Source organism: Mesorhizobium montanum, from assembly GCF_033977145.1.
Classification (GTDB): Bacteria; Pseudomonadota; Alphaproteobacteria; order Rhizobiales; family Rhizobiaceae; genus Mesorhizobium; species Mesorhizobium montanum.
Genome location: NZ_JAVIJF010000016.1, coordinates 33016 through 56460, shown reverse-complemented (window position 1 = coordinate 56460; position 23445 = coordinate 33016). Strand labels below are relative to the sequence as shown.

Below are 23445 nucleotides of genomic sequence, written 5' to 3'. Positions count from 1 at the left end.
ATGGCCAATGTCCCGCGCCTTGGAAGATACATCCCGGCGGTGGTGGCCGCGCTTATTCTGGCCAGGCCACAGGCTACCTTCCCGGCGCAACCTGTGACCAATGACAAGCCCGTCTCGGTCATCGTCGATTCGAACATCCGGCAGGAAGAGACCTCCTCGAAAACCGAGGCCGGAAAGGTCATCACGGCCATCGACCGCACCCGCGAAAATATCGGCACGGTTCGCAAGACCACCAAGCTCGACACGGTCGACATCGTGTTCCTGACCGATGCGGCGCGCAGCGAAGGCGGGCCGCCGCCCGCCATCGAGAACAAGGTAAAGCAGCATAAGGACGATGTGGCCGAACTGCGCCAGGAGATCGAGGCGAATGCGTTGCTCTTCAACGCGATCGATTCGCGGCGCGTGCTGGCCGAGGACGTGCTTGCGGTGGAGTTCGACAATCCCGGCAAGATCGTCATCTATGCCGCCGCCAAGCCGCCGAAGTGATTTGAGCGCGCCGGCGGACGTCACAGCTTGCCCATCACCTTCCGCTGGAAACCATAGACCTCGCGTTTGCCGCCCAGCGGCACCAGCGTGACATCGCGCTCCTGCCCCGGCTCGAAGCGCATGGCCGTGCCGGCGGCGATATCGAGCCGCATGCCGTGCGCGCGTTCGCGGTCGAATTTCAGGCCCTCATTGGTCTCGAAGAAATGATAGTGGCTGCCGACCTGGATTGGCCGGTCGCCGCTGTTGGCGACCTTGAGCGTGACGGTCGGTCGGCCTTTGTTGAGTTCGATGTCGCCTTTGGCCGGGATAATTTCGCCGGGGATCATCGCACCCTCACAACATGCCGAAGGCCAAGCCGATGCCGGCCGCCGCGCAAGCGGCTCCGGCGGCGCGCGCCAGACCGCGGAAGCGCGGGCCAAGGCCGAGACCGGCCGCAATGCCGATGCCGTGGAGCAGCGCCGTGGCCATCGCGAAACCGGCCATATATTCAAGCCCGCCGGCATTTTCGGGCACTTCGGTGTCATGGGCGTGACCGTGGAACAACGCGAGCAGGGCGATGATGGCGACACCGGCGGAGACCGGCAGGTCGACCGCCAGCCCCACAAGGAGACCGAGCGCCACGACGGAAGCCAGGATGCCCGGCTCGACGAAAGGCAGCGGCGCATGCAGCATGCCAAGTGCTGCACCGACCAGCATGGCGCCGAGGAAGGCGAGCGGCCAGGCCCAGACCGCGCTGCCGCCCTTCATCGCCGCCCACAGGCCGACGGCGAGCATGACCGTCATGTGGTCGAGCCCCGACAGCGGATGCGCGAGACCGGCGGCGAAGGAAGAGGGCGTGCCAACGCCGACATGGGCGTAGGCGGGCATCGCCGCGGCCAACAGAATGGCGGCAAGCGAATTGCGTTTCGTCGAGGCGGAGATCATCGGTCTGCCCTTTCCAATTGACGTGGCTAAGCGGCCTTGCGCGGGCCGCAGCCTTCGGCCTTGAACACGCGTTTGGTCGATGGCGGATATTTCGAGAGCTTGGCCGCCGGCCGGATCGGCCGCGGCGAGAAATTGCCGCCGCAATTCGGGCAGACGCCGCCCAGCACATTGTCCACGCAGTCGGCGCAGAAGGTGCATTCGAAGGTGCAAATCAGCGCATCGGTCGCTTCCGGCGGCAGATCCTTGTCGCAGCACTCGCAATTGGGTCTCAATTCCAGCATCGGTCTCTCCTCAGCGGATCGGTTCATGCACGGTCACCAGCTTGGTGCCGTCGGGGAACGTCGCCTCGACCTGGACGTCGTGGATCATCTCGGCGATGCCGTCCATGACCTGGGCGCGGGTGATGACATGGGCGCCGGCCTCCATCAGCTCGGCGACCGGGCGGCCATCACGCGCGCCTTCGACGACGAAGTCGGTGATCAAAGCGATGGCCTCCGGATGGTTGAGCTTGACGCCACGCTCCAGCCGCTTGCGCGCCACCATAGCCGCCATGGCGATGAGCAGCTTGTCCTTTTCACGCGGCGTCAGATTCATGCGATTCCTGGCATTCGGATCAGAGTGACCATAATTTGGGCAGGCCCGCCCGCCCGTTGAGCAATTCGACGAGCGGAACCAGCCGCTCGCGCAACTGGTAGCCGTCGCTGGCACAGAGCCTCGCAAGAAGCTTGCCAGATCGGCCGACGCTCAAGAAACTGGCGCCGCCCCAGCCACCGATGCCGGGGTCGCCGACGATGGCGCGGGCCGGCTCCAGCAGGTTTTCCGCTTGCGGCGAAACGAGCAGCAACGTGGCGATGGCCAGCGCACCGCCGGCCGCCGCCCGCCGCTGGAGCGTTGCCGCGATATCCGGGCCGACCCGGAAATCCTCGGCATGGATCAGCGTGCCGTCCTGGTGGACCCGCCAGCGATCATGGAAACTGCCGTCGACTGCACGCTCGCCCATCGCAAGCCGGCCGAACAGCGTGGCTTCGAGCACCAACGCCTCGGCATCCCGCGCGAGTTCGACATCCAGCCTGCGGGCGAAGGCGGCACGATTGAAAACGATGGTTTCCTGCGGCAGCCAGGCGATGCGGCCGCCCGGAGCGACGCGCAGGCCGACGCTTGTCTCGGCCCGGTCGGCGGCGGCGCGATAGACCTTTTCGCAGGCCTGGGTGGTGATGCAGGCGGAAGCGTCGGCGCCAACCTCGATCGTCCAGCCGAGACGGTCGCCGCCGGTCAGCCCGCCGGCCGTGTTGATCAGCACCGCCTCGAGCGGATCGCCTTGCACCGCCGGAAGGCGGATCTTGGCCGACCCGTCCTGATAAAGCCGCCGCAAGCGCGTCCGGCCACCGCTTTTGCCGCACAAAAGCCTGCCCAGGCCGGCAACACGTTGCGCGGCAGGCAAAGGAGGGACAGCCAAAGGAGGCGCAGGTTGGGATGCCAAGGTGTTCTCGATCGTGTCCACGGCCCCAGGTTAAGCACTCCGACGGCTTTGTCGATATATCGCTTGTTGCTTGACATCGTTTCGGTTTCTATAGAGGGAAAGCCACCCTGGAGCGGTCGCGCGGTGCCTGGCGAGGTAAGGGCAATGGCGTTTGTTCGGATCCGGGGATCAAAAAGGGCGCCGATCAGTTGGCGTCGGGAAATGACAGGGAAGGAACCGAATGGCTGACCAGCTGACGACCGAGATCATCGAAAAGATCAAGGCGCACGCCGATACCGGCGGCGAGGAGATCACCACCAGCACCGATCTCAGCACGCTCGGCATCCATTCGCTGGAGCTGACGGAGATCATCTTCGATCTCGAGGAAAAGTATGGCATCGAGATCGAGATGAACACGGTCGACGCCTGGAGCAACCTCAAGAACGTCGGCGACATGGTCGAGGCGGTTCGCGAACTGATCGCGAAAAAAGCCTGACTGCATGCAAAAACGCGTCGTCATCACCGGCATCGGCGGGATTTGCGGGCTCGGCAACGATGTGCCGGCGATGTGGGACGCCATGCGCGCCGGCCGCTCGGCCATCGGCGCGATCGAGAACTCGTCCCTGCATGACCTCAAGGTCAAGGTCGGCTGCGAAGTCAAGACGTTGCCGGACCACGGCATCGACCGCAAGCAGCTGGTGTCGATGGATCGCTACAGCCTGCTGGCGGTGATCGCCGCCCGCGAAGCCATGCGACAGTCCGGATTGACGGCGCATGCCGACAACACCTACCGGATGGGCGCTGTCATCGGCGTCGGTGTCGCCGGTTTCGAGACCATCGAGGAGAATTACCGCGCGATCCTGGTCGAGGGACGCAACCGCGCCGCCATCTTCACGGTGCCGAAAGTGATGCCGGGCGCGGCGGCCGGCCAGGTCAGCATGAATCTCGGGCTGCGCGGCCCTGTTTTCGGCGCCACTTCGGCCTGCTCGTCGGCCAACCATGCGATTTCCTCGGCGATCGACCAGATCAGGCTCGGTCGCGCCGATGTGATGGTCGCCGGCGGCACCGAGGCGCCGCTGGTGTGGGGCGTGCTCAAGGGCTGGGAGGCGCTGCGCGTGCTCTCGCCCGATACCTGCCGGCCCTTCTCGGCCGACCGCCAAGGCCTTTCGCTCGGCGAAGGCGCCGGCATGGCGGTGCTGGAGAGCTACGATCACGCGATGGCGCGCGGCGCCACCATCTTGGCCGAGATCGCCGGCGTCGGCCTCTCGGCCGATGCCTCCGATATCGTCGCGCCGACCGTCGAAGGGCCGGAAGCGGCGATGCGTTTCTGCCTGGCGGATGCCGGGCTCAATCCGGAAGACGTCGACTACCTCAACGCGCACGGCACCGGCACCAAGGCCAACGACCAGATCGAGACCGCGGCGATCAAGCGCGTCTTCGGCGAGCATGCCCGGTCGCTTTCGGTGTCCTCGACCAAGTCGATGCATGCGCATTGCCTCGGCGCTTCCGGCGGGCTGGAGATGATCGCCTGCGTGATGGCGATCCGCGACGGCATCGTGCCGCCGACCGCCAATTACCGCGAGCCGGACCCTGAATGCGACCTCGACGTGACGCCCAACACGGCGCGGGAGCGCAAGGTGCGCGCCGCGCTCAGCAACAGCTTTGCCTTCGGCGGCACCAATGCGGTGCTGGCCTTCAAGGCGGTCTGATCACAGCCGCCCGGTGTGTGCATAGGGGGCCGGTTGCCGGGTGTATTGATCCCGGCCGGCCGGGATCCTAATTCTTTCCTCACCCGCCGTGAGCGCCGCCCGGCGCCGATCCGCATCCGGAGTTTCCGATGACCGACCTGTCCGCCTTTCCGATCGCCAAGCGCTGGCCGGCCAAGCACCCCGAGCGCCTGCAGCTTTATTCCGCCACGACGCCCAATGGCGTGAAGGCTTCGATCGCGCTGGAGGAGATCGGCCTGCCTTACGAGCCGCATTACGTCGACATCGGCAAGAATGAGAGCTGGACGCCGGAATTCCTGTCGCTCAACCCGAACGGCAAGATACCGGCGATCATCGATCCGGATGGCCCCGGCGGTAAGCCGATCGGCCTGTTCGAATCGGGCGCCATCCTGCTCTATCTGGCCGACAAGACCGGCAAGCTCATTCCCGCCGATCCGGCGCGGCGCTACGAAACGATCCAGTGGGTGTTCTTCCAGATGGCGGCGATCGGCCCGATCTTCGGTCAGGTCGGCTTCTTCCACAAATTCGCCGGGCGCGAGATTGCCGACAAGCGGCCGCTGGAACGTTACCGCGACGAGTCGCGGCGGCTGATCGGCGTGCTGGAGACGCGGTTGAAGGGCCGCAAGTGGATCATGGACGACGACTACACCATCGCCGACGTCTCGATGCTGGGCTGGGTGCGCAACCTGATCGGCTTCTACGAGGCGCGCGAACTGGTCGGCTTCGATGATTTCCCGACCGTCGCCGAATGGCTGGAGCGCGGTCTGTCACGGCCGGCGGTCAAGAGAGGTCTGACAATCCCCGCGAGAGGCTGAGCCCGCTTGGAGCGCCGTTTCGCGGAAACGCCAAACCCGCTCTCCTTGTTTTGACACAGTTCCGGACGGAAGGGCTACGGGGTAGGCGCCGAGCCAAACCGTTTCACATTTTCCCGGAGGTGCTTTATTTCGCCTTGGCCTTGGCGCCACCTCGGCCGAACACCGAGGCCGCAAGTCGTGCGGTAGCGACGACCGCCCCTGTCGCGACACTTGCCACCGTGCGGATCGGACCAGACTTCTTCGCCGCCGGCTTCGGATGCTTCACGCTCTTGGCCGCCACCTTGTGAGCCGCGCCAGGCGTCACTTTCTTCGGCGCCGCCTTGCCGAAAGCCGGCTTGGCATCTTTCGATCGCTCCGCAATCGCCGGGCCGGCGGCAGCCTTGACCTGCGTTGCCCTTGATTGGTTGGCCCTGGTTTTTTTGACCGCGGGTTTTCTGCTGTTGGTTGCCATCTGACGGCTCCTGCTATTTCTTTTCGCAATTCCGGACGGAAAGCGGTCGCTGCTCTCCTGGAATTGCTCCGGCGACGGACAATTCGGAATAGGGTCATAACGGTGTGAAAACCTTAAAGTTCCCGCCGGAAAATATTGAAAATTGAGCGGGTTAACCAATCACCACCAGGGTTATTGACCAATGACCAGTCATTAACCAATGACCATGTCGGCCGGCCGGCGCCGCGCCAACACCCGCTCGATGTTGGGCATGTCATTGGATGCGATCCATGCCAGGGCGTCCTCATCGGACTTGCCATGGGCGCGCCAGCGCTCCATCAGCCGGCGCTCGAGCTCGTTGCGCGGCACGTCGACAAAGATGGTGAAATCGAACAACGGCGCCAGCCGCGACCACGGCTCCTCGTCGAGCAGGAGATAGTTGCCCTCGACCAGGATGAACTTGGTGTCGGCGCCGATGATTTCGGCCGCCGCGCGCGACAGTTCGATGGTGCGATCGAACACCGGGATGGCGATGTCGGGTTCGCCGGAGCGGATGCGCTTCAACAGTGTCTCGAAGCCGGCGAAATCGAAGGTTTCCGGTGCGCCCTTGCGCGAGCGCAAGCCACGGCGGTCGAGAATGATGTCATCGAAATGGAAGCCGTCCATCGGCACGACCTCCGCGCTGCCCTCCGGCAGCAGCTCATGCAGCGAGGCGGACAATGTCGACTTGCCGGCGCCGGGCGGACCGGCAATGGCGACGATAAAGCGCTTGGCCTTGCCGGCGCGCTTGAAGATGGCGGCTGTGATATGGGCGATCTCGGACATCGGCGCCTTTCCGGTGCGGTTCGGCCCACATCTTGGCGGTGAAAGATGGAAATTTCAAACCTGGTTAGTCTGATGCCGAAGTTTCTGCGGCTTGCCGCCTTCGGGATTAGCCGAGGTTCCCATCCCATCGTCATCCACGGGCGAAGCAAGGAGCGAAGCGAAGCGCGCAGACCCGAGGATCCATTCCGTGACCTTGAGGTGTTGCGACGGCGCAGAATTCTGCTCCGCTGCACTCTTCGGCTAAAGTCACGGAATGGATTCCAGGGTCTGCGCGCGTCGCTTCGCTCCTTGCTCCGCCCTGGAATGACGAACTCTCCGGCGCTCTGACCCAAACCTCAGGCCGTACGCCCGATGCGCAGGAAGTCGCCGTCGAAAGGCACCTCCTTGGTCGTGCCGTTCGAAGCAAGCACACGCATGCGGTCGTGCGCAGTTTCGATATCGCGCGGAGGCTCGGCTTCTCCGAACGGAACGGCGCCGATGACGTGGCGGAACGAGACCGACCGTCCTTCGGCCAGCGCGAAGGCCGTCGCGACGCCTTCATGCTTCAGCCAGTTGTCGCCGAGCGAAGCGGCGTGGCCGACCGCGGCGCGGCCATCCTCGATGCCGAGCACCCCGAGATGGCGCCCGCTCCAGGGCGCGTAGTCGCGGCCGCCATTGCTGAACCACAACATGGTGACCGGCAGTTCGGCCGGGTTCTTCAGCACCAGCACCAGATCCTGCTCGGCGTGGCGGGCTATCGCCGTCCAGCCCGGGCCGCCGTGATCCGCCTCGACCAGGGTGATGAAATCCTCGCGTTTGTCCTCCATGCGATAATCGGTGAGGTCGGCGGTGCCTTCGGCGGCGAGCGGGAACCGGTTGAGATCGGTGGCGCGGGCGGGATAGGCCAGCATGAAGCGGCCGCGCGCCGGATCGGGCTCGAGCGGCGTGCCGGGCGTGACCGCCATGCGCTTTTGCGAGAAGGCGAGCCGACCGCCGTCCTGCATCGCCGTCATCGGGTGATGAGCGACGGAGATGGCGCCGGAGCCGCCGGAAAAGATGTGCTCCTGGTAGAGGAAGGGGTGGCCGTCACGCAGGGTGAAAACCTTGTCGATCGCCGCGCCCATCACCTTGCGGCGCAGCCGGAAGACGGCGCGCCAGCCGCCGGCAATGGCGCTGTTTTCGACGACGTCCCACTCGCTGTTGGCCGGCCAGCCATGCAGGGGTGCGGCCTCGACATCGCTGGCGGAGAACGGCGCGCAGAGGAAATCGCCGGACAGGCGCACGGTGCCTTCAGGGATGTTCGCGGGCAATGTCTCGCGCGGCGAGCCCACCCAGGGCGCGCGATGCAGCGGCTTCAGGATATGGCCGTCGATTTCGACCTGCATGGCGGCGATATGGCCGACGGCGAGATCAAGCGAAACCGAGACGCCCTTCGCGCCGATCGTGACCGTGTCCATGAATGCCTCCCGCGAATCTTTTCAGGACGGCAGAAAAGCCTGCCTGACGTTGGGTTTGCAAGCACGGTGATTGGCATTTCGCATCATTGCCGGGTCGCCAATCGTCGATATCGGCGCTGCCTCTCATCGCCCGCCGGGTCCCTTCTTACAACGTTGGCGATTGGCGAAACCCCGGACGACGGCGCCCCTCTCCCCGTCCCTATACGGGGAGAAAGGGCTGGCCGCAACGACGGCTCACTTCTTGCAACGCCGGCGGCGAAGGAAGGTGCAAATCCACGAAAACCTGGGCAAATGCCTTATTGCCGCCATTAACCAGTTGGACGCGGCGTATGCGGTACATTAGGTTCGCCGCATCTCAGCAACAGCTTTAGAAACGTCCTTGCCCGCTCCCTTCCCTATCCTCGTCAAACTGATCGCCGCGCTCGCGGTGTTGCTGCTGCTTGCCGGCTGCACGACGGCCGCGCCGCCTGAAAGCGTGCTGAGCGTGCCGGCGCAGCCGCAGAAATACGCGGCGATCGTGGTCGATGCCTCGACCGGCAAGACCTTGTTCGAGGTCAATTCCACGGCGCAGCGCTATCCGGCCTCGCTGACCAAGATGATGACGCTCTACATGCTGTTCGAAGCGATGGAGAGCGGCCGCGTCACCAAGCAGACGCAGATCCCCGTTTCCGAGCACGCCGCCTCGCAGCCGCCGACGAAACTGCGTTTCCGGCGCGGCGAAACGATCGACGTCGATTCCGCCATCCGCGCCATGGTGGTGAAGTCGGCGAACGACGTGGCGGTGGCGGTGGGCGAGTATCTGGGCGGCGGCAGCGAGGACCGGTTCGCCGCCATGATGACCGCCAAGGCGCATCAGCTCGGCATGAGCAGCACCAGTTTCCACAATGCCTGCGGCCTGCCCGACGATGCGCAGGTGACCACGGCGCGCGACATGGCGGTGCTGGGCCTGGCCCTTGAGCACCGCTTCCCGCAGCATTTCCACTATTTTTCCGAAAGCGACTTCATGTTCCGCGGCCGGCTGGTGCGCGGCCACAACGACATGCTGGGACGGGTGCGCGGCGTCGACGGCATCAAGACCGGCTACATAAGAGCCTCCGGCTACAACATCGTCACCTCCTACAATGCCGACGGCAGGCACCTGATCGCGGTGGTGATGGGCGCCGACAGCGCGCGCCAGCGCAACGCCCATGTCGAGCAACTGATCCAGCGCAGCCTGGCGCCGACAAGTGCCGATGCCAAGACGACGCTGATGTATGCCCAGCAACAGCAGGCCGCGACGCCGCTGCCGGGTTTGCCGGCGGCTGGTGCGACGGCGCCAGGCTCGTCGCTGCCGGGTTTGTCGGCGTCCGATCTGCCGTCGCCGGATTTGGCGTCGCCCAGCGCGCCGCTGATGCTGCCAGCGCAATAGAGCGTCGCGAAGGCTGTGCCTGCACGGGCTAACCTATCAGCCTCGTCATCCTAGCAGGGCAATCGCATATGATTCTTGCGAAGAAGGACCCCCACCCTAACCCTCCCCACAAAGGGGAGGGAACGCTGCCGCGCGCCTTTATTGACCATATCAGCGTCGAACTTTGGTAATTTGCCGAGATCAGCGTCCGCGAGGTGGGTGGGGGTATTCGTGGGGCGAAGGCCTCGGCCTTCCATGTGCGATTGCCCTCGTCATCCTAGGGCGGAGCAAGGAGCGAAGCGACGCGCGCAGACCCTGGGGTCCATGCCGCGACCTATGAGCGATGCGACGGTGCGGAGCTTGGCACCTGGCTGGCTGCGTAGACCTCTTCTTTCTGCTCCGCTGGTGTTCTGCGACAGGCGTCACGGCATGGATTCCAGGGTCTGCGCGCCGCTTCGCGTCGCTCCGCCCTGGAATGACGAGCTGACAGGAGGCGTCGCCCCACCGACCGTTTTACCTCACCACCAGCACCGGGATCTCCGTCAGCGACACCACCTCCGCCGTCTGGCTGCCGAGCACCAGGCGGCCGATGCCGCGGCGGCCGTGCGAGGCCATGACGATCAGGTCTGAGCCTTCGCTGCCGGCGACCTCGAGGATCGCTTCGGCGGGCGTCCGGTTCTCGACATGGAGGCCCTTGGAGCTGACAGCCTTCGCATCGGCCTCGGCCTTGCATTTGTCCAGCACCTCGCGGGCATATTTGCGCGCGCTTTCCTCGTAATTGGTGAGTTCGTCGGCGGCGACATAGCCGGCCATCGCGCCGCCCCAGGCGAGCGTCGGGAACTGCTCGGAGACGGTGACGAAGGTGACGGCGGCGCCGAGACCCTTGGCGAGTTCCAGGCCATGGGCGACGCCCTTGTGGGCGAGTTCCGAGCCGTCGGTGGCGATCAGGATTTTCCTGTACATGATGACGATCCCTCTTTCTTGCGTTGGCGGAAGCCCGGTGGGCAGGCTTAAGCTTGATGTAGTTCGCCGACCGGCGCGACCACAGGGCCAGGATGGTGCCAGCCGGTGGGGATCGTGGCGCCAGCGGGGGCGAGAAATCGCGAAAGGCGCTGCCCCCACTCCGTCTCGGGCTTTGCCCGAGCCACCTCTCCCCCACCAAATGGTGGGGGAGAGGAAATAAGGCCGAGCCTCGGCGATTGGCATTTCCTCTCCCTCGCGAAGCGGGGGGTCCGAAGGACGGGCGAGACCCGTGGCTCGCCCCGGAATGGTGGCTCGGCGAAGCCGAGACGGAGTGGGGGCGGCGCCGCCCTGTGCGATTGCACGCGTATCGCCGGGCGCCCTGCCCCCAGCCCCATCACAAGAACTTGTTCGGTCACACTAGATTCACACTCGGCATGGATATGCCGCCGGCTTGGCGTATCGTATCGCCAAGCCGGGAACAGGAGCACCGAGCATGGCCAGCGACCCCAAGGCGCAGAAGCAAGCCGACAACGAGAACGACATCGCCGGCGAGTATCTCGAGGCGGAGACCGTGGCGGAGGACCCGCACGAGGCGGCGGACGAGATCCTCGAAGCGCCGGAGGTGCCGGATTCCGAACCGCACGTTCCCGGCACATCCAGGGTCAAGCCGAAGAAGAAGCCCTCGGCGATCAGCGGCCGCAAATTCCGCAAGCGCGACCTGGTGCGGATCGACGACCTGAGGCCCAGCCTTGCCGACCGCATCCGCGCCGACCATCCGGACCTGCCGCGCGGCGCCCGCGTCAGCCGCGCCGAGCTCGGCCGCTACCGCATGCGCTACATGGAGGAATTGCTGCAGCAGGAGCATGGCGAATTCTCCGAGCTCGACCGCCAGGTGGTCGAATCGATCGCCAGGCAGGACACGATCTCGGAAAACTCGGAAGAGGAGTTCGAGGAGCATCGCTCCTTCGCCGACCGTGTCTCCGACGGCATGGCCGAATTCGGCGGCAGCTGGTGGTTCCTGATCTCGTTCGGCGGCGTGCTGCTGGTGTGGATCGGCATCAACCTTTTCGAGGGCATGTCGGGCGCCTTCGACCCCTACCCGTTCATCCTGCTCAACCTTTTGCTCTCCTGCATCGCAGCCATCCAGGCGCCGGTGATCATGATGAGCCAGAGGCGGCAAGAAGCCAAAGACCGGCTGCGCTCCTTCAACGACTACCGGGTGAACCTCAAGGCGGAGCTCGAAGTGCGGCACCTGCACGAAAAACTCGACTATCTGATCTCACGCCAATGGCAGCGGCTGGCCGAAATGCAGCAAATGCAGCTCGACGCGATGCACGAGCTGGCGAGCGCGAAGAAGCAGAAACGGGCGACGCACGGGGTGAGGCGCAGGGTGGCGAAGAGCGAGGTGCAGGGGTGAGGGGGAGGTGCTTGGGTTCCTCGCCCCCACGAAGTGGGGGAGAGGTGGCTCGGCGAAGCCGAGACGGAGAGGGGGAGCGCCATCTCCGATAGCCGATCGGTCAGAGAATCGACCCGTCAGACCGCCGCCATTCCAATTGGCCGTTGAAGCCCGGAGCGGCTTCCGCTAAGAAGCCGTGGCTGGCCAGCTCACCGGCCGGTTCGTTTTCCCGGAAGCACCCGTAGCTCAGCTGGATAGAGCGCTGCCCTCCGAAGGCAGAGGTCACAGGTTCGAATCCTGTCGGGTGCGCCAATCAAATCAATAAGTTACCCCGACTCTTCTATCATTTTCCGACTGCATCCCACATTGGCGTCCCACACAATCGCCGAGTTTTACGGGCCTACGGCCAGGACAGCGCGAGCCCGGCAAGCCGGCGTTCGCTCTGATGGCCGAGCGTGGGACCGGGCGCTATGTAGGAGCGGCTTTCATCACCTTGAACCGGGAAATACGCGAACGGCTCTGGCAGCGGGTGCAGGAGTATTCCGGGCCAGCGCCGGAGGGCATAAAGCGGCCGGCGACACAATGGGTCAAACCTGGCCTGGTCGGCCGCGTGAAGCATATGTGCGGCGAAGAGCATCTGCGCCACGCCTCCCTGCAGGACTTCCGCGAAGATGGAACATAAGGCACATAGCCGCCTTACTCCTCTCGGGTGGCGCACCGTCGCCAGATGGACGCGCTATCCTCAGGCTGCCCACAGCCTGAGAGCCCGCTATCGCCCCTCGCGGTGGCGGGCTCATGAGCGGAACCTAATGTTCACGTGCCGCTTATGCCGAGATGAGCACACGCGGCGCAAATTTCCTGGACAAATGGATGGCAGAGCATCTGCCGGATGTGGTGACCGACGACCCGGCCGCGATAAACGATCTAGCTGACCAAGCGATGGAAGCTGCGGACCAAGAGGGCATCGCGGTAAGCGAGATCTATGAGGAAGTCGGCAGTGTCTTCGAAGTGATCGCGGAGGCGATGCAGCACCGCGATGGCAGTTTGCCCGAGGCCGATCTCGCCGCCGTTGATCTCTTGGCCGGCCGGTTATCCCAAGAAGCAAACATCTCCAAGGAGCAGGCCCACGATCTGATCGGGCGTTTCGGCACCGATTGGGAATCGCTGCTCAACGAAGCCCATTTTATGAAAGAACTTGAAGACCGACTGGGGGAGGAATAAATCCCTAGGTGGTGCGGCGACCCCATTTCACGAGGATCGCCAATGTCGAACAAATATCCCTTCGTCGAAGACACGCTCGGTAAGAAGCTGGAGGCGGGTACGGGCCTTTCAGTGAACTGCCTCACGTGCAAGCGGCGTGCCGTCCTTGGCGTCGCCGAGTTGGTGAGCCGACTCGGGCCCGATCAGCCTTGCCTGCATTGGGATCTGATCAAGGCGATCTTCTGCCATGAATGCAGGGCGGCCGGCCGCGACGACAGGAACCTCCAGTTCACCAATCACGCCATGACGCCGGAGCAGCGCAAGAGCCGGACGCCGTGCCCGTAGCGGCCCGACAGTTCCGCGTTGGGGTGCGTTGGGTTGAACCGCCGGGCCTAACCGACTCATTACGGGGGGAGTCGGCTAAAGGCAGAGGCTAAATTAGCATTCCTGCATGGATGATAACTTTTGATGTCTTTCCACCGCTTTCGCCGACACCGGATAAGCGCAAAGGCCAGACGCCTTGCCCCGAACTCCGCGAGTGGCCCGGCCGGCAGCAGGGTGGGCCGCAAGCCGGCCTTTGACCGGTGGGCGGCAACTCAGGACATGCACCGGCTGAGGCCATTCTGTCAGCAGTCTCTAATATATCGCCATATGAACGGATGACGTGTATCAGCCCGAAACATCAAGCCCGGCATCGATTTTGCTTCACCATCTGATCGGCGGAGCAAGACGATGGTCCTTTCACGAGACCTGTTCGAATCTGACATAACCTTTCATTGCCCGGAGTGCCAAACCGCCGTGGTCCGAAAAGGATCGTGGATCAAGAGCGCCAAGCTCTTCATCTGCGACACCTGCAACACGCGAACCCGCCTCACATATGGACTCAAGCTCGCCATCTTTGATGCGCATCTGCATCCCAGTGCACAAGCTGCTAGCTTGCCAGTGCAAAGAAAGCCAAGCGGGCGATAATCCCGCTTCTCACGGTCCGCCAAGTGTCGCCTATTTTGCGACCTTGGCGAAGATCAGGCCGCCGACCCTAGTCCCAATCCTGATCTCTGGCGCGATGAACCGCCCACACTTTTCCCGGAATGCTCTGGCAGCGGGTGCAGGAGCATTCCGGGCCGGCGCCAAGGGAAGAAGAGCCTTGCCAGAGAGGGTATCAAGCCCGCGCGCAAGTCCGCCTAAGGGCCTGTCGCGCCAGAGCAATCTGTAAGTCCCTAGCATAGGGGAGGTCTGGCCGATTGGCGGTTTCAACCAAAACTGCCACCGCCTGCTCAACCTCGTCGACCGAATGGGCGACCTTATCCATACGCTTCACTACGCGGTTGCGCAGCATCGATAGCCGCGCGGCTCTATGGAGATCCATTCGTTTTTGGAATTGCATATCGAGGGGCTCAAACATCATGGGATGGATTCCTCAACAGTGGCGATCAACGATTCCGTCGAGTAATCAATCGCCGCTTACAGCTTTGGTTCCTGCGACACATCTCCAGGGGAAGGGTAGTCGCTGCCCAGCCTTGGGCGCGCGCTACAACGTCTCGCGCTACTACAAGCCATCCGAGCTTAGGGACGGCAAGGTCACGATCGACGAGATACGGGCAAAGATGCGCTGTCAGCAGTGAGGGAAGCGGGAGCGGGTGAGCGCGCAGCTATTTCATCCGACCGGAGAGCAAGCGCATACGATTCGGTTCCGGCGCCTGGTGGCTATCCGATGGGAGAAGCGCGTTATCTGACGCGATGGGGGAGCGGCCCGGCAGGCTGGCAGGGAGGCCAGCAAACGCCGGGCCTAACCGGCGGGGGCACCGGCTGACGGCAAATATCCGCCCCTCGTGAAATGATCGACACATGGGCGTAGCCCAAAGGCAGAGCTATCGCCCAAAGCACCAGCGTCGTTAATTCCCGCGCGATCTTGTTCTTGGTCCCGGCAGGCTTTCACACGGATTTGCGGCCAATCTGGCGGTTCGCGGATCGCTTAGCCACAATGTTTTCTTTCTTCTTTCCAGTATCTCGTTGCGATCGACATCAATGGCCGGTCGGCCTTTCGCCGCGGCGATCGCATAGTCAGCTCTGTTCGTTCGATAGTCTTCTTTTTTTGGGGCAGACATCGTTTTTCTCCCGGTCCGCAGCTTCCCTCCGATAGCCGGGACGGAGGCACTAGCTGCCGATGCATCACAGGAGTCTACAAATTGGAGATTGTATTAAAATGATACACTCCGCCCCCGGCGCCCACGAGAACGGCGTTGACCGATTTTCCCTCACCCCAGCGTCTCGCGTATCGCCGCCGCCAGCCTTTCCACCCCGTCCCGCATCTGCGCGGCGTCACACGCGGCGTAGCCCAGCACCAGCCCCTGCGTCGGCGCCGTGTTCTGGAAATATTTCGACAGCGGCGAGACGTTGATCGCCCTTCTTGCCGCCGCCTGGCTGACCTCGATGTCGTCGATGCCTTCCCTCAGATAGCCCACCACCTGGATGCCGGCTTCGGCGGGGGACAGCGTGATCTCGTCGCGCAGGCGCTCGGTCACGATCTCGCGGAAAAGCTGGCGGCGCTGGGCGTAGATGCGGCGCATGCGTTTGAGGTGCCGGCTCATATGGCCTTCGGTGATGAAATCGGCCAAGGCGGCCTGCAGCAGCAGCGGCGCGAACTGGCCGGTGGTGGAGAGCGCGTTGACGATGGGGCCGGCGAGCTCCGGCGGCAGCACCATGAAGCCCAGGCGCAGTGCGGGGAACAGCAGCTTGGCGAAGGTGCCGACATAGATGACGCGGCCGGAGCGGTCCATGCTCTGGATCGCCGGCACGGGGCGGCCTTGAAAGCGGTATTCGCCGTCGAAATCGTCCTCGATCACCCAGGAATTGCCGGTCTCGGCGATGTCGAGCAGGCGCAGCCGCTCCTCCATGCGCATGGTGATGCCGAGCGGATGCTGGCAGGCCGGCGTCACATAGATGAGGCGGGGCGAGAAGCTTGGTGTGTCGAGGCGCCAGCCGCGCTCCTGGTCGACCGGGATCGGCAGGATTTTCGCGCCGGCCACGGTGAAGGCGGCCTTGGCGCCGTAATAGCCGGGCTCCTCCATCCACACCGTGTCACCGGGGTCGAGCAGCAGGCGGGCCAGAAGATCGAAGGCGGCCTGCGCGCCGGTGGTGACGACGATCTGCTCTGGCCGGCAGCGCACGCCGCGCGCGGAATAAAGATAACCGGCGATCGCCTCTTTGAGCGCCGGATGTCCGGTGACGTCATAGGTGCCGAACAGGGTCTCGCCGCCATGGCTGGCGCGGCGCGCCACCAGCCGGCCCCAGACGCCGAAGGGAAAGCTCTGCGCATCCGGCATGCCGGGGTGGAAGGCGACGTGCCCCGGCCTGCCGTGATGATAGGGCTGGCGGAGCAGTTGCTGGCCGCGCAGCGAGGGCGCGCGCAAGGGCACGGGCGGCGCCTGTGTGAGTGTTTCGCGCGGACCATCCGGCAGGTCGACGATGACCGGGCGCGCGCCCTGGCGGTTGGCGAGATAGCCTTCGGTAGCGAGTTGGTCGTAGGCGGTGACGATGGTGTTGCGGCCAAGGCCGAGCTCGGCGGCCAAAGCGCGGGTGGAGGGAAGCTCCGAGCCGGGCGCCAGCGTGCGGTTGCGGATGATGGCGACGAGGCCGTGATAGAGCTGGCGGGAGAGATGCTCGGGGCTCGCGCGGTTCACGGCGAGCATGTCGAGGGGGAAGGCCTGGGGTTTGGGGTGGTGGCGCATGGTTTACACCCGCCCATAGGTGCGCTGGCGATGGCGTGCCGCGACACGCATGCCTGGCATAGTCGAGTTCCTTCGCGCCCCTCTCTGTCCTGCCGGACATCTCCCCCTCAAGGGGGGAGATCGGATGTCGCGCCGGCCTTCGCCAATCGCCAACGTCGCAAAGGGGCGCGCGACGGCGAAGCTGCCAATCTCCCCTCTTGAGGGGGAGATGCCCGGCAGGGCAGAGAGGGGGCCTCGCGCCACCGCTTGATGATTTCCAGATTTCCCATCTTCTCTCATCCTGCCACAGCCGCTGGCCGACGCAAACTGGTTCCTTCATTTTCCCGAAAACTGGACCTCGCGATGGAGACAGAGGGGGGTAGACTTCTCCTGCTGACGTTGGGGTAAGACGTCGACCAGGACATGTCGGGCAAGATGCCGGGAGGGCGCCTTGCCGGGCAGAAACGGCAAGGGCTTTGTGCCCCCGCCAGAACCGCAGCCATATCCTCCCGAGACCAACACCCCGCAGCCATCCCGGCTGCGGGGCGGAAAGCGAGCAATGACGACAGTTCGACTTGGCATCAATCCGATCACCTGGACCAATGACGACGTGCCGGAACTGGGCGGCGACACGCCGCTCGAGACGTGCCTCAGCGAGACAGCCGAGGCGGGCTATGCCGGCACCGAGCTTGGCGGCAAATTCCCGCGCGACAGCCGCGCGCTGAGGCCGATCCTCGACCGTTACGGGCTGGCGCTGGTCTCCGGATGGTATGACGGCCGCATCTGCGAGAAGGATGTAGACGAGGAATTCGAGGCGATCCGGCCGCATCTGACGCTGCTCAGGGACCTCGGCGCCAGGCGTGTCGTCTATGCCGACACCTCGCGCGGCCGGCATGGCGCCATCCACGACCCGATCTCGCAGCGGCCGAAGCTCATGGCGGAGGAATGGAAGGCCTACGGCGCCAAGATCACGCGGCTCGCGGAACGTTTTTCCGATTTCGGCGTCGGCATGGCCTTCCACCATCACATGGGCACGATCGTCGAGACCGACGATGAGATCGACAGGCTGATGCATAGCACCGGCGAGGCGGTCGGGCTGCTTTACGACACCGGCCACTGCGCCTTTTCGGGCGGCGACCCGGAGCAATTGCTGCGCCGGCATGTCGGGCGCGTCGTGCATGTCCATTGCAAGGATGTACGCCCGGCGATGCTCAAGAAGGCGCGCGCGGCCGACATGAGCTTCATGGGCGCGGTCATGGAAGGCATCTTCACCGTGCCCGGCGACGGCGCGATCGACTATGCGACGCTGCTCAAGATCCTCGCCGACAAGGGCTATTCCGGCTGGCTGGTGGTCGAGGCCGAGCAGGACCCGGCCAAGGCGCATCCCTTGACGTATGCCACGATGGGGTATCGCAATCTGAAGAGGCTGGCGCAAGGCGCGGGCTTCTACGTGCACGAGCGCAAGGCCTGAAGGCAGGATGGGGCGCCAGGGAGGGAAATGAGCTCGGTTCTGTACCAGAAGGTGGTCAAGAATTTCGGCGCGCTCAACGTGTTGCGATCGCTCGACCTTGCCGTGCCCGACCACAAATTCCTCGCGCTGCTCGGCCCGTCGGGCTGCGGCAAGACGACGGCGCTGCGCATCCTGGCGGGGCTCGACATGCCGACCGAAGGCAAGGTCTTCATCGGCGAGCGCGACGTCACCCGGCTGCAGCCGCGCGACCGCGACATCGCCATGGTCTTCCAGAGCTACGCGCTTTACCCGCAGATGACGGTCGCCGAGAACATCGGCTATCCGCTGTGGATCCGCGGCACGCCCGACGCCGGGCGCAAGGCCAAGATCGGCGAGGTCGCCGCCATCCTCGAGATCGGCCATCTGCTCGACCGGCGGCCGCGCCAGCTCTCGGGCGGCCAGCGCCAGCGCGTGGCGCTGGCGCGGGCGATCGTGCGCGACCCGGCCGCCTTCCTCATGGACGAGCCCCTGTCCAACCTCGACGCGCGGCTGCGGCTCACCATGCGCGGCGAGATCAAGCGGCTGTGCCAGCGCCTCAGCGCCACCACGATCTACGTCACCCACGACCAGGTCGAGGCCCTGACGATGGCCGACTTCGTCGCCGTCATGCATGGCGGCGAGCTGCAGCAGATGGCGCCGCCCATCGAGATATACGACCGCCCGGCAAACCGTTTCGTCGCCACCTTCGTCGGCAATCCGCCGATGAACATCCTGCCGGTCGCGCTTGCCGAGCAAGGCGTGATGACGGGCGGAAAGATCGTTGCGCTGGAGCGGACGCGGCTCGCCGAGTGCCGCCTTGCCGAGATCGTCGAGATCGGGCTGAGACCGGAAGATTGCAGCGTCGCCCAATCCGACGCGCCGAACGCGCTGCCCGGCGAAATCTATGTCGTCGAGCCGATGGGCAACGAGACGCTGGTCAACGTACGCCTGGACGGCGGCAACGTCCAGGTGCGCGCCGGGCGCGATTTCCGGGGTTTGGTGGGTGAAAGCATCGGCGTCGCCTTCGACCCGGCGAACGCCTGTTTCTTCAATTCGGCGGGCCTTACCGCCGTCCACAGGGTCGACAACAACAATGGGAGAGTGAAATGACGCATTCCAGCAGACTTACTCGCCGCTCCGTCATCAAGGGCGGGCTCGGCCTGCCCTTGGCCAGCACGGCCCTCACCATGCTCGGCATGCCGATGCCGGCGCGCGCCGCCAACAAGAAGGTCATCATCGGCGCCTTCGCCGATGGCGGCCTGACACCGTTCAAGCAGAAGATCATCCCGCTCGCGAAGGAGCAGGGCTTCGACATCGAGTTCCTCGAGGATGAATATGGCGTGACGCTGGAGAAGTGGTTCGCCGACGCCCAGAGCGGCGCCGGCCAGTACGACCTCTATCTCCTCGACGATCCATGGGTGCCGCAGTTCGGCGCCGCCAACGTGCTCGAAGATCTGGGCGCTGGCGGCATCGACGGCGCCGACAAGGACTGGATCGGCCCGATGATCGACATGGGCTACTGGCCGCCGCAGCAGGGGCCGCGCGTCAAGGGCTTCGAGAACGCCAAGCCGACGCTGATCTGCGTGCCCTTCGTCGGCGATTTGCAGACGCTCACCTACCGCAACGACGTCTTCACCGGCGGCGCGCCCAAGACCTGGGACGAGGTGATCGCCAAGGGCAAGGAAGGGGTGGCGGCCGGCAAGATCAAATACCCGGTCGTCTTCCGCGGCGTTACGGGCAATCCGATCGTCACCAGCTGGTATCCGATCTTCCTGTCGTTCGGCGGCTCCTTCTTCGACGACAAGTGGAACCCGATCTTCAATTCGGCGGAAGGCAAGGCATCGGCCGATTTCTTCGTCGGCACGATGAAGCAGAACGCGCCGAGCGGCGTGGTCGAGTTCGACTCCGACCAGGAGGGTGCGGCGATCCTCGGCGGCGACGCGGGCGCCATCATCCAGTATTCGGGCAACGCACTGAAGGCCGACGATCCGGCGCAGACCAAGGTCGCCGGCAAGCTCGATTTCGGCGTCGTGCCTAGCCAAGAAAAGGCGATCGCCCAGATGGGCATCTTCATCGCCGGCGTGCCGAAATCGGCGCCCAACAAGGCGAACTCGATCGAGTTCCTGAAGTGGTATGTCAGCGCCGAGGCGCAAGCGAAGCTGTCGGAAGCGGGCTCGATCCCGGTCAAGCGCAGCGCCTTCGGCATCGCCAAGCCGGGCAACCGGCTGATCCCGGTCGCCCTGCAGCAGCTCGACGCCGGCGCGCTGCCGAGGCCGCGCACGCCCGACTGGGCCAAGGTCGAGGAACTGCTCGGCATCGAGCTCAACAAGGCTCTGCAGGCCGGTTCGGGCGGCGGTGCCGCGCTCGACACGGCCGCCAAGCAGGTCAAGGACTATCTCGCCACTGCCGGTTACTACTGATGCAAAGCGCGACGCAGGCACGCAAATATCGCCTGCGGGGGGCGGGGCTCGACCTCGCCCTCCCGTATCTCATGCTGGCGCCGGGCCTGACGATCGTGCTCGGCGTTCTGGTCTATCCGCTCTGGGACGGCCTCAGGGCCAGCACCAGAGCCTACCGCTACGGCTCGCCCATCTCCGATGTCGGCCTGCAAAACTATGTGCATCTTTGGAGCGACGCGCAGTTCCTGAATTCGCTCTGGGTCACGGTGAAGTTCGTCGCGCTGTCGGTGTCCTTCGAGGCGGTGCTCGGCTTTGCGCTCGCGCTGTTTTGCCTGCGCGAATTTCGCGGCATCCGTCTGCTCAGGACAGTGCTCATCATCCCGATGGTGGTCACGCCGGTCGTTGTCGCCATCGTTTTCCGCCTGATCTACGCCAGCGACGCCGGCATGCTGACGGCGCTCTCGCAAGCCATGGGCGGCGGCGGGGTGCAAATCCTCGGCAACCCGCTCAACGCCTTCATCGGCCTTGTCGTGCTCGATGTCTGGGAATGGACGCCGCTGATGTTCCTGATCCTGCTCGCCGGGCTGCAATCGCTGCCGCACGAGCCGTTCGAGGCCGCGCGCGTCGACGGCGCCGGCGCGTGGCGCGTCTTCGCCGACCTCACCTTCCCCATGATGCGGCCGGTGCTGGCGGTGGCGATCGTTCTCAGGACCATCGATGCCTTCGGCACCTTCGACCAGGTCTTCGTGCTGACCCGTGGCGGGCCGGGCGAAGCGACGAGGCTGATCTCGATCTACGGCTACGACACCGCGTTCAAGTTCCAGCAGACCGGATATGCGGCGGCGCTGTTCGTGACGATCGGCCTCGTCGTGCTCGCGCTCGCCTTCAGCGCCATCAGGCTGCTGCGCAGGATCGACGCGTCATGAGCACTCGTCTCGCCCGCATCCTGACGACGATCCTGGTGCTGGCGGTCGTGCTCTTGCCGATCTACTGGCTGGTCTCGACCTCGCTCAAGTCCAACCGCGAGATCACGCAGGAAGGCACGCTCTACCCGCATGTGCCGACGCTCGACAACTATGTCAGGCTGTTCACCGAAAAGCAGTTTGGCTCCTACCTGACGAACTCGCTGGTGGTGACTTTCTTCTCCGTCACCATCGCGCTGGTCGTCGGCGCGATGGGCGCCTATGCGATCGCCCGATTCCGCCTGCCTTTCGCCGCGGAGCGCAAGGTCGGCCTGTTCCTGCTGACACTGCGCATCATCCCGCCGGTCGTCATCCTGATCCCCGTCTATCTGCTGATGCTCCGCCTCGGCCTATTGGACAGCTGGCTTGGACTGATCGCCACCTACACAGCCTTCAACGTCACCTTCTGCGTCTGGATGATGGAGAGCTTCTTCCGCGAGATCCCCGTCGATCTCGAGGAGGCGGCCATGGTCGACGGCGATTCCCGCTTCGGCGCGTTCCGCCGCATCACGCTGCCGCTGGCCGCGCCGGGGCTGGCGGCCACCGCCATCTTCGCGGTGCTGGTCACCTTCAACGAATTCCTCTTCGCGCTGGCGCTGACCGCGACGCCGCGGGCGATGACCATGCCGCGCGGCACCGCCACGCTCATCGGGCGCATCGATACCGACTGGGCCTCGATGGCGGCCGCCGGCGTCATCGGCGCGCTGCCGATCGTCTTCTTCGCGCTGCTGGTGCAGCGGCACCTGGTTCGCGGCCTGACGATGGGCGCCGTCAAGTGACCGCGGGCCTGGCATGTTGAACTGGCCGTTCCGGACGGCCGCACAGGAAAGTTGAACGCATGATGGATGTTTGTCTGTTCGGGGTGGGACTGATCGGAAGGGTGCATGCCGGCAACCTCGCGCGTCACTCGAAGGTGCGGCTGCGCTACATCGTCGATCCCAATCAGGAGGCCGCGGCCAAGGTCGCGGCCGCGACCGGTGCCGAGATCGCCGACACCTGGTCCGTGATGAACGATCCGTCGGTGAAGATGGTGTTCATCGCATCGGCGACGCGCACGCATGCCGAGCTCGCCATGGCCGCGGCGGCGAAAGGCAAGGCAATCTTCTGCGAGAAGCCGATCGATCTCGATCTCAAGCGCACAGACGAGTGCCTGGCCGCGGTCGAGAAAGCGGGCGTGCCGTTCCAGATCGGCTTCAACCGCCGCTTCGATCCGAGCTTCCGGGCGCTGAAGGAGCGCCTTGACGGCGGCGAGATCGGGGCCGTCGAGCAGGTCATCATCACCAGCCGCGACCCCGAACCCGAAACCGAGGAAGCGCTGGCGGGAGGCGGCGGCGTCTTTCGCGAGATGACTATCCACGATTTCGACATGGCGCGGAACCTGCTCGACGAGGAGCCGGTCGAACTCTTCGCGACCGGATCCTCGCTGGTAGCGCCGCAGTACAGGAAGCTCGGCGACTACGACACCGCGATGTTCATCCTGCGAACGGCCTCCGGCCGGCAATGCCACATAAACAACAGCGTCAGGGCCGCCTATGGCTACGACCAGCGCATCGAGGTCCATGGCGCCGACGGCATGCTGCAGGCCGGCAACCGGCTGCCGACCTCGGTGGAGATGTATGGGGGCAAGGGCATATCGCGTGACAAGCCCTACTATTTTTTCGTCGAGCGCTATGCGGAATCCTATGCAGCCGAGGTCGATCACTTCATTTCCTGCGTGGAGACGGGGAGGAAGCCCGCCGTCACGGCGAGCGATGGCCGCAAGGCGATGATCCTTTGCGAGGCAGCGCTTGCCTCCGCCAGGTCCGGCAGGTTCGAGCCTGTAAGGCTCTGAGCGGATGGT

General features: G+C 64.7%; 25 protein-coding genes and 1 tRNA gene. 16 read left to right on the top strand and 10 right to left on the bottom strand.

The features are described from left to right. The gene (locus RFM68_RS21565; protein WP_320235026.1) at positions 1-486 is read left to right on the top strand and encodes a hypothetical protein; all 486 of its coding nucleotides are present in this window, start codon (positions 1-3) and stop codon (positions 484-486) included. A 20-nt stretch (positions 487-506) separates the two neighbouring features. On the opposite strand, the gene RFM68_RS21560 is transcribed toward RFM68_RS21565, so the two are convergent. The 5 genes from RFM68_RS21560 to RFM68_RS21540 are packed head-to-tail and all read right to left on the bottom strand — an operon-like array spanning position 507 to position 2866. Continuing rightward, complete coding sequence (locus RFM68_RS21560) at positions 507-812, bottom strand: urease subunit beta (RefSeq protein WP_320235025.1); 306 nt, start codon at positions 810-812, stop codon at positions 507-509. A 7-nt stretch (positions 813-819) separates the two neighbouring features. Next, positions 820-1410, bottom strand: a complete 591-nt coding sequence (locus RFM68_RS21555) for a HupE/UreJ family protein (RefSeq protein ID WP_320235024.1) — start codon at positions 1408-1410, stop codon at positions 820-822. A 26-nt stretch (positions 1411-1436) separates the two neighbouring features. Further along, positions 1437-1691: a DUF1272 domain-containing protein gene (locus RFM68_RS21550; protein WP_320235023.1), complete on the bottom strand. Its 255-nt coding sequence runs from the start codon at positions 1689-1691 to the stop codon at positions 1437-1439. 10 nt (positions 1692-1701) lie between these two features. Then, positions 1702-2004, bottom strand: coding sequence for an urease subunit gamma (locus tag RFM68_RS21545; protein ID WP_112097128.1), 303 nt, complete (start codon positions 2002-2004; stop codon positions 1702-1704). A gap of 19 nt (positions 2005-2023) precedes the next feature. Beyond that, positions 2024-2866 (bottom strand): urease accessory protein UreD, encoded by an 843-nt coding sequence (locus RFM68_RS21540; RefSeq protein WP_430694902.1) that lies wholly within the window; start codon positions 2864-2866, stop codon positions 2024-2026. A gap of 244 nt (positions 2867-3110) precedes the next feature. Here RFM68_RS21540 and RFM68_RS21535 point away from each other — a divergent pair, with 244 nt between their 5' ends. The 3 genes from RFM68_RS21535 to RFM68_RS21525 all read left to right on the top strand — a co-directional run bounded on the left by RFM68_RS21535 (position 3111) and on the right by RFM68_RS21525 (position 5411). Then, positions 3111-3365, top strand: coding sequence for an acyl carrier protein (locus RFM68_RS21535; RefSeq protein ID WP_027167033.1), 255 nt, complete (start codon positions 3111-3113; stop codon positions 3363-3365). A 4-nt stretch (positions 3366-3369) separates the two neighbouring features. Then, positions 3370-4578, top strand: coding sequence for a beta-ketoacyl-[acyl-carrier-protein] synthase family protein (locus tag RFM68_RS21530; protein WP_320235021.1), 1209 nt, complete (start codon positions 3370-3372; stop codon positions 4576-4578). A 128-nt stretch (positions 4579-4706) separates the two neighbouring features. After that, positions 4707-5411: a glutathione S-transferase family protein gene (locus tag RFM68_RS21525; RefSeq protein ID WP_320235020.1), complete on the top strand. Its 705-nt coding sequence runs from the start codon at positions 4707-4709 to the stop codon at positions 5409-5411. A 124-nt stretch (positions 5412-5535) separates the two neighbouring features. Here RFM68_RS21525 and RFM68_RS21520 read toward each other — a convergent pair whose 3' ends face one another. The 3 genes from RFM68_RS21520 to RFM68_RS21510 form a co-directional block, all read right to left on the bottom strand. Then, a complete protein-coding gene (locus tag RFM68_RS21520) occupies positions 5536-5862 on the bottom strand; it encodes a hypothetical protein (protein ID WP_320235019.1) in 327 nt (108 codons plus the stop codon). A 192-nt stretch (positions 5863-6054) separates the two neighbouring features. Further along, complete coding sequence (locus tag RFM68_RS21515; RefSeq protein ID WP_320235017.1) at positions 6055-6666, bottom strand: nucleoside triphosphate hydrolase; 612 nt, start codon at positions 6664-6666, stop codon at positions 6055-6057. A gap of 335 nt (positions 6667-7001) precedes the next feature. Then, on the bottom strand, positions 7002-8102 hold the full coding sequence (locus RFM68_RS21510; protein WP_320235016.1) for a hypothetical protein: 1101 nt from the start codon (positions 8100-8102) through the stop codon (positions 7002-7004). Between the two features lie 379 nt (positions 8103-8481). On the opposite strand from RFM68_RS21510, the gene RFM68_RS21505 reads away from it, so the two are divergent. Further along, positions 8482-9510 carry a D-alanyl-D-alanine carboxypeptidase family protein gene (locus RFM68_RS21505; RefSeq protein ID WP_320235015.1) on the top strand — a complete coding sequence of 343 codons (1029 nt, stop codon included), beginning with the start codon at positions 8482-8484 and terminating at the stop codon, positions 9508-9510. Between the two features lie 492 nt (positions 9511-10002). Here the strand turns inward: RFM68_RS21505 and RFM68_RS21500 are convergent, their stop codons facing one another. Then, positions 10003-10452, bottom strand: a complete 450-nt coding sequence (locus tag RFM68_RS21500) for a universal stress protein (protein WP_320235014.1) — start codon at positions 10450-10452, stop codon at positions 10003-10005. A 493-nt stretch (positions 10453-10945) separates the two neighbouring features. Between RFM68_RS21500 and RFM68_RS21495 the strand changes: the two genes are divergently transcribed. The 5 genes from RFM68_RS21495 (at position 10946) to RFM68_RS21475 (ending at position 13393) form a co-directional block, all read left to right on the top strand. Beyond that, entirely contained in the window at positions 10946-11869 is a 924-nt protein-coding gene (locus tag RFM68_RS21495; RefSeq protein ID WP_320235013.1) for a DUF1003 domain-containing protein, read from the top strand. A 214-nt stretch (positions 11870-12083) separates the two neighbouring features. After that, positions 12084-12160: transfer RNA gene (locus tag RFM68_RS21490), tRNA-Arg, on the top strand. 133 nt (positions 12161-12293) lie between these two features. After that, positions 12294-12530 carry a hypothetical protein gene (locus RFM68_RS21485; protein ID WP_320235012.1) on the top strand — a complete coding sequence of 79 codons (237 nt, stop codon included), beginning with the start codon at positions 12294-12296 and terminating at the stop codon, positions 12528-12530. A gap of 188 nt (positions 12531-12718) precedes the next feature. Beyond that, on the top strand, positions 12719-13069 hold the full coding sequence (locus tag RFM68_RS21480; protein WP_320235011.1) for a hypothetical protein: 351 nt from the start codon (positions 12719-12721) through the stop codon (positions 13067-13069). A gap of 42 nt (positions 13070-13111) precedes the next feature. Continuing rightward, positions 13112-13393, top strand: a complete 282-nt coding sequence (locus tag RFM68_RS21475) for a hypothetical protein (RefSeq protein WP_320235010.1) — start codon at positions 13112-13114, stop codon at positions 13391-13393. A gap of 1910 nt (positions 13394-15303) precedes the next feature. On the opposite strand, the gene mocR is transcribed toward RFM68_RS21475, so the two are convergent. Then, entirely contained in the window at positions 15304-16776 is a 1473-nt protein-coding gene (gene mocR / locus RFM68_RS21470) for a rhizopine catabolism transcriptional regulator MocR (RefSeq protein WP_320235009.1), read from the bottom strand. 538 nt (positions 16777-17314) lie between these two features. Between mocR and iolE the strand changes: the two genes are divergently transcribed. From iolE to iolG, 6 genes are read left to right on the top strand one after another with little or no spacing between them, the layout of a single operon-like run. Beyond that, positions 17315-18226, top strand: a complete 912-nt coding sequence (iolE, locus tag RFM68_RS21465; protein WP_320235008.1) for a myo-inosose-2 dehydratase — start codon at positions 17315-17317, stop codon at positions 18224-18226. Positions 18227-18253: 27 nt separating this feature from the next. Continuing rightward, entirely contained in the window at positions 18254-19354 is a 1101-nt protein-coding gene (locus RFM68_RS21460; RefSeq protein ID WP_320235007.1) for an ABC transporter ATP-binding protein, read from the top strand. After that, complete coding sequence (locus RFM68_RS21455; protein ID WP_320235006.1) at positions 19351-20664, top strand: extracellular solute-binding protein; 1314 nt, start codon at positions 19351-19353, stop codon at positions 20662-20664. The genes RFM68_RS21460 and RFM68_RS21455 overlap by 4 nt, the downstream gene beginning before the upstream one ends. Continuing rightward, positions 20664-21569, top strand: coding sequence for a carbohydrate ABC transporter permease (locus RFM68_RS21450; RefSeq protein WP_320235005.1), 906 nt, complete (start codon positions 20664-20666; stop codon positions 21567-21569). Before RFM68_RS21455 ends, RFM68_RS21450 begins: the two co-directional genes overlap by 1 nt. After that, the gene (locus RFM68_RS21445) at positions 21566-22384 is read left to right on the top strand and encodes a carbohydrate ABC transporter permease (protein WP_320235004.1); all 819 of its coding nucleotides are present in this window, start codon (positions 21566-21568) and stop codon (positions 22382-22384) included. The genes RFM68_RS21450 and RFM68_RS21445 overlap by 4 nt, the downstream gene beginning before the upstream one ends. A 59-nt stretch (positions 22385-22443) precedes the next feature. Continuing rightward, positions 22444-23436 carry an inositol 2-dehydrogenase gene (gene iolG / locus RFM68_RS21440; RefSeq protein WP_320235003.1) on the top strand — a complete coding sequence of 331 codons (993 nt, stop codon included), beginning with the start codon at positions 22444-22446 and terminating at the stop codon, positions 23434-23436. Positions 23437-23445: the final 9 nt, after the last annotated feature.